This is a genomic window from Methanoculleus sp. UBA303, assembly GCA_002501655.1.
In the GTDB taxonomy this organism is placed as follows: domain Archaea; phylum Halobacteriota; class Methanomicrobia; order Methanomicrobiales; family Methanoculleaceae; genus Methanoculleus.
The window spans coordinates 10,191-22,473 of record DANY01000028.1 but is presented as its reverse complement, the minus strand read 5'-3'; the positions used below and the strand labels follow the sequence as shown (position 1 = coordinate 22,473).

The following is a 12,283-nucleotide window of genomic DNA, read 5'->3' as shown; positions in this document are numbered from 1 at the left end:
TCCCCGACGATCCCGCGATCCGCTCAAGACCATATGCGGCCCCGCACCGCCGGAGAACGCCGGGCGGTTGAACCCACGGCAAAACCGGACGCCGGGACACCCGGCGCGCGCGGGACGTCCTTCCGCAGCGGCGTTACCGCGAGAACGCCGACGTCTCGCCCGCCGGCGAACAAGGAACGGTATCCGGTCGGCATGCGCCGCATCCCCAAAGACCGGATAAAAAGAGAAAATCAGGTCCTTCGCAGCACCAGCAGGAGCCCGATCGCAAAGAACGGGAGCCATATCCCCGGGGGCGACTGCTGCACCGCGGCCGGCGCGCTTGCGTTCCCGGCCGGCGCCGCCGCCGCAGCCGCGGAACCCGCGGCGCCGATCGTCATCTCTACGATCGCACACGCATTGTCAGGACTCAACCCCTTCTTGGGTTCCATCTTCCCCGAGCTGAAGATGAAGAAGTCCCCGTAGCAGAAGAGCACCGTATCCCCGTCCGCGACCGGCCGCCGGTTGAAGGCGTCGGTTGAGGGCCTGCCGAAATCGTCGAGCAACTCACCGTTATGGTAGCAGAGCCAGGTCTTCCCGGTCGACTTCTCGATCAGGAACTCGTTCACCCCGTCGAGGAAGAGGAGCTTGCTCTCCGCATACTTCTTGTCCCCGATCACGTAGGTGAACCCCTGCATCTTCGACGCAACATCCAGCACACCCATCGGGGTACAATTGTCCGGGGTGTAGGTCTTCCCCGACGGCGCCGTGACCGAGAACGTCCCCTTCTCGAGGGGCACGTTCCCGCGGAAGATGATCGTCTTCCCGTTCTCGGTTGCCGCGATGAACTGGGGTTTCGTCACGTTGCCGGTGCCGAGGTCGTTCGTTGCCGTGAGCGCGACCGTGTAAACCCCGGGCGATGCATAGACGTGGGTCGGGTTCTGCTCGTCCGAAGCGTTCCCGTCCCCAAAATCCCAGGCCCATGCCGTCGGCGACTTCAGCGAGGTATCAGTGAACGCAACCGCAAACGGCGCCTCCCCGGACGTCGCATCGACCGCAAACGACGCGATCGGCGGCGCAGGCACCGGCACCTCCGCGGTGACGTCACGGGCGGCGGTCGTCGACCCCTTCGAGTTCTCCACCGTGAGTTTCACCGTGTAGGTCCCCGGAACCTCGTAGACATGGGCCGGGTCCGGTTCGGTCGAGACCGCCCCGTCGCCGAAGTCCCACTCCCACGCCATCGGCTTTCCCGTGGAGGTATCAGTAAACCCGACGGCGAGCGGCGACTCACCAGACGTCGCGTTTACGGTAAAATCAGCGGCCGGGATCACCGCCTCCCGGACGGTGATGTAACCGGTCCTGGTCTCGCTCGCCGTCCCGGCAACGTTCTTGACCGCGAGCCTGACCGTGTAAGTGCCGGGCTTTGCGTAGACATGCTCCGGGTTCTGCTCATCCGACAAAGTCCCGTCACCGAAGTCCCATGCCCAGACGCCCGGGTGGGCGGTGGAGGTATCGTTAAACTTGACGGCAAGCGGCATCCGATCGGACGTCACGTTCGCCTCAAAGCCTGCAACAGGCACCGGGGGCATCTGGTTCGTGTAGATGCCTATCTCGCTGACCCACTTCCCCGAAGCCCCGACAGCCGACGGGTACTGCGCCCCGTAGTTCCAGTACTCCTCGGCCCAGCACTCCTTCATGTCGGTGACCCCGAAGACATGCCAGCCCCAGGGGTTCTTGGAAGTATCCGCGAAGAAGATCAGGCGCATACCCGACGTATAGCAGGTATCCGGGTACCCGACCCCCTGCCTGTCGCCGGGCGCCTCGTCCCCGTTGAACCAGGCGATCACCGCCGGGCCCTGCCGCGGGTCGGGACGGTAGAAATATTCATAGGGGTAGGTCTTCCTCCATCCGTCCCGGCTTTTAACCGCGATCATATCCCCGGTTTTCGCTCCGCCGATAAGGTCGCAGAGGTCCGTAACCCCGGTCCCCATCACGGCCCCGAGGTCACCTTTCTGGAGGATGCTCCCCAGCACGTCCTCAGCCGGATCCCAGGGGTCATATTCCTCGTCGGGATGGGCGTTGTTCCAGTGCTCCTCAAGCACCGGGCCCTGATGATAGTAGTGAGTCCGCCCATCTCCATAGATAGGAAGATTCTCCTTCATCCAGAGATAGTCGACGGTCATCTCGTCGAGGACGGTCCGGTTGTCGCTCGCGTACCTCGCGATACGAATCTCGGTGGTCCCCGCAGCCGCCGTCACCGTTGCAGGCAGCAGTATCGCTGCAATCACCAGGACGGCGATCAGCAGCATCTCCGGTCGTTTCATGAAATCATCTCAGGTTCGTTTCGGGCATCTGAAAGCCGCTCGCCCGCCGGTATAACTAATCCAGTTTACTTTTATCTAAAGAAATACCTTTTCATTTACTTTTGACAGATCCTGAAACGTCCGGAGCGTTCTCACGGAAACCCACCCGGGGGCGACGGCTTCTGCTACTGTGCCGGGTCGCCTTATTCTGGTGGTTTTGGCACCCGGGCGGGCTGCCGGTGACCACACGGTCTTCGCGTGAGGTAACGATGTGCAGAGGACGACGCGGCCGCAGCTAAACCGCGAAAAGCGCGAAGAGGGTGTGGAAAATTAGATGAAGTGGTCCACTACGGCATCCCCCGAGAGCGACCCCCGATAAAAAAAACCCTCACGCCTGCGATCGTCGCCAAAAACCTCCCGCACCGCCGATGCCGGGCTCCCTGCAGCGAGGGACCCCGCTCACTGGACGTTCGCGAGACGACCCTTGAGTTCCTCGATGGTGCAGTGTTTCACTTCCATAAGGGCAGAGATGATAGCATCGGAGAAGACCAGCGCCGCGGTCTCAAAGAGGGTCCCGAGAGGGGCGAAGGACGAGGATACTGACCGGTACTGCCCGGTGAGCTGGCGAATCTCAAAGTCACTCGGGATATCCGTATCCTTGAGCCGGTTGTTCCCGATCTCGACGATGCAGTCGGCCATGCGCCCGATGTGCGAGTCCGGAGTCGACGTGATGAGACAGATCTTCCCCCCGATCTCCCGGGCGGTCTCGCACGCGTCCACGACGGACCGGGTCTCTCCTGAACCCGAGAACGCGACGAGGACATCCCCCGGCCCGAACGCGGGCGTGATCGTCTCGCCGATGACGTAACTCTCAAACCCGAGGTGCATCAGGCGCTGGGCGAATGCTCTCGCGACGAGACCCGAGCGCCCGGCACCGGCCAGGTAGATCCGTTTTGCATCGAGAATCTCATTGAGAAACCGACCCGCATTTCCCTGGTTCATGGCGCGTGCCGTATCCTCGATGCTTGACGCCATCTGGAGCATGAGGTCGGCGATACTGGAACATTCCGGCTGCACGCTATGATTACCTCCCTTTCCTGTCCAGTGTACGACCCGACACCATATAAAGAAGCGTGAAACTGGAAGACGGTCCCCCGGGGGCAGGAGAACCGCCGTACCGGCACCCTACCGCTCCACCGCGAGCCCGAGGATCCCGGTTGCCCCCGAGAAGACGTCGCGGGCGATCCTCGCTAAGCCCCTGGCCGCACACCACTCGTCATAGACCGCGACCTCCCGGGAGAGGAGCGCCTCCACCCCCGGCGCGATGGCGGGTGCCATGGAACCGGCGAGGGCGACCTTTGCGCCGGGGTTTATGAGAAGCATGGAGGCGCATTCCATCGCGGCAAACATAGCCATCGTCTCTACCCTGAGTTCAGGAGGCACCGTATGGTCCACGCCCGCGTGAAGGAAGGCATCGTTCGCCGTGGAGTCGCCCCGGTCGATCCGGCGGATGGCATCCACGTCGAGAGCACCGTGCCGGGTGCCGGGCGCGAAGATACAGGCGTCGAACGCACCGGTGATCCGACCGCCGGCGACAAGGAGGGTGACGGTGTTTGAGCTCGCGTCGCAGACCACGATATCATCCCCGAGGTCGTGGGCGACCTCATACAGGATCCCGATCTTCTCGGGGCTCGCCTGGTGGGAGTAGGCCTTGAACCGCGGATCGGTCGGCGATGCGCGGTGCAGCCCGGGGATCACAAAGGCCGGAAGGCCGCTCTCCCTGATCTGGTCGTAGACCCGGGTGCCGCCGCCAATATGCTTGCCGGCCCCCTCCCGGGATATGACGCCCCGACCTTGAACCTTTCTGATATCGGTGATAGCCGATATGCCGTCGCCCATAGAGTAGCAGACGGCAATACCCTCGATCTCGCCGGGAGGAGAGAGACGGCTGAGGTCCCCGGCCGAGAAGTGTCTGGCCTCTTCGCGGGAGATCTTGAACTCCTCTATGCCGGTGGAGAAACGCATCGCGGTAGTGCCGTGGTCGATGCCGATGAACATGATACCGTACCTCTTTGCACTCTGGCAGAAGTAAGTTATCAGATCGTATCGGGGAAGGGGGCGGGGATCAGGCCCCGTTGCCCTGAGAACGCCTCTTCAGGTACTCTACCGCGCCGACGACGACGAGACCGGCAAGGAAGAAGACCCAGCCGCCGGCCACCATATCCCCGGCCGCGGCTCCCTTCTCCCAGAGCATCCGCGCCGAGCCGAGCATCAGCCCGGTGAGCAAGGCGAGCATCGCTCCCGGGTAGGTCTTCAGGAGATATTTGAGGGCCCTCGTGAAGAGGAGAAGACCTGTGACGCCGCCGGCGATGTAAGCGAAGATCTCGGGAAGGGAGAGGGCCCGGAGCGCCGCAAGCATGAACTCGTACTGGTTGAGGACGAGGGTCATATAGGCTCCAGAGATCCCGGGGAGGATCATGGCGCAGAGTGCAACCATACCGGTGAGGAAGAGGACCGGCAGAGAGTGACCGACGTCGAGGTGCCCGAGCCCTCCAAGGAGGAAACCGGCGCCGGCGCCGATGACGAGGTAGGCGAGGGTAGCCGCGCCCGGGGAGCGGATCTCAAGGAATATAGCGACCGCAGAGGCGAGGATAAGGCCGAGGAAGAATGAGTAAGTCGCTACCGCGTGGTCGGTGAGGAGGGAGAGGATCACCCCGGACATCAGAAGAAAGGCGGTGCCGATCCCGGCAAGGAGGACCACGAGGAACGGGATATCGATCTTCCCGAGATCTGCCCGGAGAGACCCGAAGTCGCCCTTGACGAGGTGTTTTGCCGAGGCAGGGTCGACGCTGCCGATAGCACCAACCAGCCGCTCGTATATACCGGTGATGAGAGCTATCGTCCCCCCCGAGACACCTGGGATGATGTCGCAGGCCCCCATCATCAGACCGCGCAGGTAAATCCCGGCGTGTTCCCGTATCTCTGGGCGAGGGGTCATTGTCCGGCCCCGCAGCAATCATCGATAGACTCGGGCGCCGGGGCTCTGCCGGCGACCATGGGCCGGGTGTGCAGGGGATCCCTATCGCCGCTGAACTGTCGGAACGCCTGTGCGTTAGCGGCAGTCGGTTCGGCAGCGGTGACCGGGGATCGGCCGTCTCTATTGTGGGTGCATGACTCTCTCAATCGGACAACTCCTTATGACTCTCACAACCGGGAGGATATTATGTATATTTTACCCGGATATTAACTGCCAGATCATGAGCTGGGCCTGGTGCGGGCATAAACTTTTCTCGTGCTGCCTGACACTCGATTTCCTTTGAGATAGAGAGAAAAGGATCTCCTTTGAAATCCCGATATCCTGCTGATTCTTCTCCAGAACATGGGCAGACCTCACCACCCCGTATGGTGCCGCATGAAAAAACCCATGGTTGCCGGCCCATGGCCTCCTCCGGCGCCATCCAGTAATTCTATAGCATGGGAGGGATATTATTCTATAATGTTCTGTATCGTAACAGGAGGTGCCGGCTTTATCGGTTCGCACGTCGTCGATGCTCTGGTCGCGGCGGGAGATGACGTGCTGGTCATCGACGACGAGAGCGCGGGCACCGAAGAGAACCTCGCGCGGCATACGGCGAGCGGTCAGGTCACCTTCCTCAGGCAGAACCTGCTCGACGACGGCTGGCAGGAGCACCTGGAGGGGGGAGACCGGGTCTACCACATTGCTGCAGACCCCGACGTCAGGCAGAGCGCCGTAACCCCGGACTCCCAGATAAGGAATAATATCGTCGTCACGCACCGGGTGCTCGAGGCGATGCGGGCGCACGGCGTGCCTGAACTGGTCTTCACATCGACGTCGACCGTCTACGGCGAGGCCACCGTCATCCCGACGCCGGAGACCTATACCCCGCTCGAGCCGATATCCGTCTACGGCGCGACGAAACTTGCCTGCGAGGCGCTCATATCGTCGTACTGCCACTCGTTTGGTATGCGGGCGTGGGTCTACCGGTTCGCAAACATCATCGGCGAGCGGAGCGGTCACGGCGTCATCTCCGACTTCATCCGGAAACTCCGCGAGAACCCGGAGGAACTCGAGATCCTCGGCGACGGCAGGCAGACAAAGTCCTACCTGGAGGTTGGAGAGTGCGTCCGTGCCGTACAGTTCGGGATCGACCACTCGCGCGATCCGGTAAACACCTTCAATATCGGCTCTGAAGACTGGATCGACGTCATCACGATAGCCGATATTGTCGCGGCAGAGATGGGTCTCTCCGGCGTCCGCTACCGGTTCACCGGCGGCGCGCGCGGCTGGGTCGGGGATGTGCCCCGGATGCAGCTCTCGGTCGGTAAACTCAAGAATCTCGGCTGGCGGTGCGGGACCACCTCGGAGGAGAGCGTGCGCACGGCGGCCCGTGCCATGCTCCGATAGGAGGGCCGCACGACCCTCTGCCGGCGCTTCTTCCGAAGGTCATAAGCGATACAACTTCCAGAGAAGTACAGCGGGTCACCCGGGCACACTGGCGGCAGGGCGTTCATCGCCGGCCCCCGGGGGACCAGGTCAGAATATCTGGCATTCTCAGAACTGCACAAAAGGTTCGCATGAAATACATCATCATCCTCGGGGACGGCATGGCCGATGAGCCACTTGCCGAACTGGGGGGCAGGACACCCCTCGAGTACGCAGATATACCGAACATGGATAGAATCGCCCGCGAGGGGCGGTGCGGGATGCTACGGACTGTCCCGGACGAATTTGAGCCGGGGAGCGACATTGCAAACCTCTCCATCCTGGGCTATGATCCCCGTACCTCCTATACCGGCAGGGGTCCGCTCGAAGCCGCCAGCATGGGTATCACCCTCGAGGACGGGGAGATGGCCTACCGGTGCAACCTGGTCACGGTCCGGGATGGGGTGATGGAGGACTTCAACGCCGGGCACATCTCCAATGCCGAGGGTGCCGGCCTCCTCCGCGACCTGGACGCCGCGCTCGGGGATGTCCGGGTCTACCCCGGGGTTGGCTACCGGAACCTGATGGTCGTTTCCCGGGCACGCGGCGCCGTCACCACCGCACCCCATGACATCGTTGGGCAGCCGGTCGCGGAGTTCCTCCCGCGCGGGGAGGATGCCGGTATCCTCCTTGACTGCATGGAACGGTCCCGGGAGGTCTTTGCCGACCACCCGGTCAACCAGCGCAGGCTGAAGGAGGGAAAGACTCCGGCTACCGTTGTCTGGCCGTGGAGCGGCGGGAGGAAGCCGTCGCTTGCACCCTTCCACGAGAAATACGGTCTTCACGGCGGGGTTATCTCCGCGGTTGACCTCTTGAGCGGCATCGCCCGCCTTGCCGAGATGGAGGTGATCCGTGTCCCGGGCGCCACCGGGTTCCTGGACACCGATTACGAGGCGAAGGCCCGTTACGCAGTCGATGCCCTCGACCGCCTCGACTTCGTCTACATGCACGTCGAGGCCCCCGACGAGGCCGGGCACATGGGAAGCGTGGAGGAGAAGGTGCGGGCGATCGAGCGACTCGACGAGGCGATTGGGATCGTCCTGGATCGGCCGGAGACGACCGTCGCAGTCCTCCCCGACCACCCGACGCCGATACGGTATAAGACCCACACCCGGGAGCCGGTGCCGTTTGCGATACTCGGGAAGGGGAGGGACGACGTGCAGGCGTTCTCCGAACGTGAGGCGGCAAAGGGGTCGTTCGGGCTCGTGCAGGCGCCGGAGTTCCTCTCCCTGCTCTTCTCAAGGTGAACCGGCCGGGAGTCCCCGGCACCATCTTTTTGTAGTCTCTGTACACACCACACTTATTCAGGTATGGATCCTCTGACAGCGGACGGGATAAGCGAGAAACTCCGGGAGATCGAGCAACGTGTCGGACGGCTCTCCCCGATGCAGAAGGTCCTTATTGGGACCGACGGATCGGTGACCAACCTCCTTGAGATGGCGACCGGTCACCCCGTCACCATCACCACCCTGGTGCAGGACATTGTCGCCGCCGACCCGGAGGCCGCGGCCGCACTTGATATCGAGCCAGACGACGAGGTCAACCACCGTATCGTGGAATTAAAAGACAGTGTTACGGGTGAAGTCCTCATCTACGCGGTCTCCCGCACACCGTTGCGCCGGCTTGCTCCGGAGTTCAGGCAGGATCTCATGAGGGCGGATATCCCCATAGGGAGGATCCTCTGCCGCCACCGGATAGAGTCACGCCGAGAGATCACCGACGCGCGCGTCATCCAGGCCGGGACGGACCTCGCCCGGACGTTCAACGTCCACCGGTGCGAATCGATGCTCTCCCGGGAGTACCGGATCATCCACCGCGACGAGCCGTTGATCGCGATCGAGGAGATCTTCCCCTGCACGGCGTTTGCGGACGATATCAGGGTGCTGGTCGACGCTCCGTCCCGGATTCACATCACGCTGCTCGATATGAACGGCGCCTCGGGCAGGGTAGATGGCGGGGTTGGGGTCGCCCTCGACGAACCCGGATGTGTCATCGATGCACGCAAAGGGCCGGGCATCGACGTGCACGGCGGCGACGAGGCTGCCCGCCGCCGGGTCATCGAGGCAGCGCGTGCGGTGACGGAGGGGCTCGGGCTCCCCGGCGGCACGGAGATCACGGTGCATGGCGTGGCCCGGCAGCATGCCGGGCTCGGGAGCGGGACACAGATTGCGCTCGCCACGGCCGCCGCCCTCTGCCGGCTCTACGACCGGGATGTCCCGGTGCCCGAACTCGCGCGGATCGTCGGCCGCGGCGGGACGTCCGGCATCGGCACGGCGGCGTTCGAGCAGGGCGGGTTCATCCTGGACGGCGGGCACCGGTTCGGCTCTCCGGGAGATAAGCAGGACTTCCGCCCCTCGGCGGCATCAAGGGGCATCGCGCCGCCGCCGGTCCTCGCCCGGCACCGGTTCCCGGAGGACTGGCGCATCCTGCTCGTTACCCCCGACACCGGTGCGGGGGCGCACGGGGGAAGGGAGGTCGATATATTCCGTGCGCACTGCCCGGTGCCGCTCGATGAGGTGCGGGAAGTCTGCCACGAGGTGCTGATGCGGATGATCCCGGGTCTGGTCGAGCACGACCTCGACCTCTTCGGCTCGGCGATTAACCGGACCCAGTGCCTCGGGTTCAAGAAGGTGGAAGTGGCCCTGCAGCATCCGGTTGTTCCCTCGCTCCTCGAAGCAATGGTGCAGGCCGGCGCTGCCTGCGCGGGCCTGAGTTCCTTCGGGCCGACGGTCTACGCCGTCGGGGATACGGGTATGGCGGACGTGACCCGGGCGGCGAAGGAGGTGCTCGGCGACCGCGGGGGTTCGGTAACCCTGACACGGGCGAGGAACTGCGGGGCGAGCATGCGGGCGGGGTGAAGGGAAGGGGGCCTTCCCACGCATCATCCTTCACGGGATTCACTTTCTTTGACGTTGTTAGGGAGGGCGGAGATTTCAGCGAAACGATCTTCAGTCACCCTGTTTTCATAGACAATTCCTCAAACTTTGCTGATCGGCCCTCAAACCTTCTTGAGCAACACCGGTGCCCGGCAGGTTACTCCCACCCAGCCCCTGTCCGCCTCAAAAGAGGCAGATTACTGCATCGATGATCCCCGGGAAAGGTCTGCGGCGTCCCGGCAAGCGAGAAGACCCCCGGACTGCCCGCATGGAGATCCCCTGGCAACTGCTGTTTTGCGAGAATGTGGGATAGAATCGCCCCGGCAATCAAATAAGTATCGAGTATAAATATATACCCAACGATTGGAAACTTTAGAAATAAGATATTATACAAATAATCGAACATTTAAACAATAATAGTCATTTTGTGCAGATTCTAACCAGATATCAAAACACACCAATTTATATATTACAATGATAAATTAATCCTGAGGGAATTCACCCTCACCTGCTCGCCGGGAGGCCAAAAGGGGTCCTCTCTGAGCGTATCTAGGAGAATAGACATGAAAAAACCCCTATTTCTTGCACTGGCACTGTGCATGGTATTTGCAACAGCTGCAATGGCTGCACCGGCACAGGCCGCGCAAAGTCAAGCAGTATCACCGGGTACCTACGATATCGTCGTGTACACCGACGGTACGAAGATCATTGCAGAGAACAGCAATGGTCAGGCGATCATCAGCGGAACAGCTGGAACAGATGACAGCAAGGTCATCCAGGCCGCGGTGAAGGCCGCCGGTAACGGAACTGTAGTCCTTCAGGCTGGAGTCTATGATCTGAGCAGTTCCATCGAAGTCAGGGTATCCAATCCAACTCCAACCCCGACTCCTACACCGATTCCCTCCGGGAAATCGGACCTTGTGGTGACCGACATCTCCTGGGACCCGGCAACCCCGGCCCCGGGCAGTGCAGTGACGCTCCGGGCCACGGTCAAGAACCAGGGGACCGCTCCCACGCCTGCCGGCGTGGAGCACGGCGTCCTCTTCACGTTCGATGACGGCGCCGCCGGTCCCGGTGTCTGGTCCGACACCCACACCAGTTCGATTGCTCCGGGTGCATGGGTTACGCTGACCGCGAACGGCGGCTCGACCGGTGCAACCTGGAAGGCAATTGAGGGCACCCACATCGTGAAGGCCGATGTGGACGACGTCAACCGGATCGCCGAGAGCGACGAGACCAACAACGTCCGCACCGAGCAAATCAAGGTCAAGAAGGTCACGCCGACTCCGACGCCCACCGTAACCCCGAAACCAACACCCACGGAAGAGCCTTCCGATGTGCAGAAGCCCTACAAGGCACACTCAGTGCCCGGTCGGATCAACTTCGTTGACTTCGACTTTGGAGGCGAAGGCGTCGCCTACCATGATACCGTGGCTGGCAACCAGGGTGGCTATGCTTACCGCACCGACGACGCCGACGTGGATACCGGCTTGCGAGATTCCGTAGATGTGCCTGTCATCGCCTACACTTACGCCGGGGAGTGGCTTCAGTACTCCCAGGTGCAGGTAAGCACAGCAGGAACCTATGATGCTACGTTCTATGTCAGCACTACAGAGAACGGTAAGTCCTTCTCGGTGCTGGTAGACGGACAGAAGGTCGCGACCGTCAATGCTCCAAATACTGGAAGTTGGTTTACGTTCGCCCCGGCCACTGTGCAGATACCGCTCACTGCAGGTGAGCACACTGTGCAGATCAACATGGATACCGGGTCGGTAGATTTGGCGTATGTCGAGTTTGCTCCGGTAGCACCGACGCCGACGCCTACCCCAACGACAACCCCGGCACCAACTCCCAGCGATGAAGTGTATGGAGCCGATGCTAACCCGACCGGAAACCCTATCGGGGGAGGGAACGGGTATAGCAATACCATTAGCCGGGACGACCCCCGCGTAAAGTACATCGTCGACACACAGAGTGAACTCCTCTCAGCCCTGCAGAACGCACGGTCTGGAGACGTCATCTACGTCGAAGGAAACGCAAACATTGACATGAATGGCCACTTCAGCGTCCTGGTGCCAGACGGAGTCACGATCGCGAGTAACCGGGGCGAAAACGGTTCCCCGGGTGGGCGGATCTACCAGAGTAGCACAACGGGCAGCGGGCCTGACACTGACTGGTACACTACTATGTTCAAGGTCACCGGACAGAACGTGAGGATCACCGGCTTACGACTTCAGGGGCCTGACAACAGCACATCAAGCCCACAGAGATTTGCAATCTTCTCCACTGCTCGTAATCTGGAGGTGGACAATTGTGAGATCTTTGGCTGGGGCTATGCAGGGGTTGCTCTCTTCAGGACTGGAGGAGTTTCAGACATGAAAATCGGCGGGTACATCCACCACAACTATATCCACCACTGCCAGTGGAGAGGTCTTGGCTACGGCGTCGAGGTCGGGCAGGGTGGTGTGGGCCTGATCGAGGCGAACAAGTTTGATTATTGCAGACATGCAATCGCTGGAACCGGAGACGTCAACAATGGGTATGAGGTGTGCTATAACATCTTTGGCCCGAACTTCCCCATGAGCAACACTGCTCATGTCGTAGACATGCACGGCGTGAGCACT

Annotated in this window: 8 protein-coding genes; 4 read left to right on the top strand and 4 right to left on the bottom strand. The window is 61.8% G+C overall.

Annotation, left to right across the window (positions count from 1 at the left end):
• Window positions 1-230: 230 nt before the first annotated feature.
• The 4 genes from BP846_RS06135 to BP846_RS06120 form a co-directional block, all read right to left on the bottom strand.
• Window positions 231-2,300, bottom strand: a complete 2,070-nt coding sequence (locus BP846_RS06135; RefSeq protein WP_292393468.1) for a PKD domain-containing protein — start codon at window positions 2,298-2,300, stop codon at window positions 231-233.
• A 438-nt stretch (window positions 2,301-2,738) separates the two neighbouring features.
• Window positions 2,739-3,356: a 6-phospho-3-hexuloisomerase gene (gene hxlB / locus BP846_RS06130; protein WP_292393466.1), complete on the bottom strand. Its 618-nt coding sequence runs from the start codon at window positions 3,354-3,356 to the stop codon at window positions 2,739-2,741.
• 108 nt (window positions 3,357-3,464) lie between these two features.
• Window positions 3,465-4,337, bottom strand: a complete 873-nt coding sequence (locus tag BP846_RS06125; RefSeq protein ID WP_292393464.1) for a methanogenesis marker 12 protein — start codon at window positions 4,335-4,337, stop codon at window positions 3,465-3,467.
• Window positions 4,338-4,404: 67 nt separating this feature from the next.
• Window positions 4,405-5,277, bottom strand: a complete 873-nt coding sequence (locus tag BP846_RS06120; RefSeq protein WP_292393462.1) for a DUF368 domain-containing protein — start codon at window positions 5,275-5,277, stop codon at window positions 4,405-4,407.
• 498 nt (window positions 5,278-5,775) lie between these two features.
• Between BP846_RS06120 and BP846_RS06115 the strand changes: the two genes are divergently transcribed.
• The 4 genes from BP846_RS06115 to BP846_RS06100 form a co-directional block, all read left to right on the top strand.
• On the top strand, window positions 5,776-6,705 hold the full coding sequence (locus BP846_RS06115) for an NAD-dependent epimerase/dehydratase family protein (RefSeq protein WP_292393460.1): 930 nt from the start codon (window positions 5,776-5,778) through the stop codon (window positions 6,703-6,705).
• 170 nt (window positions 6,706-6,875) lie between these two features.
• On the top strand, window positions 6,876-8,030 hold the full coding sequence (locus BP846_RS06110; protein ID WP_292393458.1) for a cofactor-independent phosphoglycerate mutase: 1,155 nt from the start codon (window positions 6,876-6,878) through the stop codon (window positions 8,028-8,030).
• Between the two features lie 63 nt (window positions 8,031-8,093).
• Window positions 8,094-9,641, top strand: a complete 1,548-nt coding sequence (locus BP846_RS06105) for a beta-ribofuranosylaminobenzene 5'-phosphate synthase (RefSeq protein WP_292393456.1) — start codon at window positions 8,094-8,096, stop codon at window positions 9,639-9,641.
• Window positions 9,642-10,258: 617 nt separating this feature from the next.
• On the top strand, window positions 10,259-12,283 hold a 2,025-nt coding region (locus BP846_RS06100; protein ID WP_292393454.1), incomplete at its 3' end, for a carbohydrate-binding protein.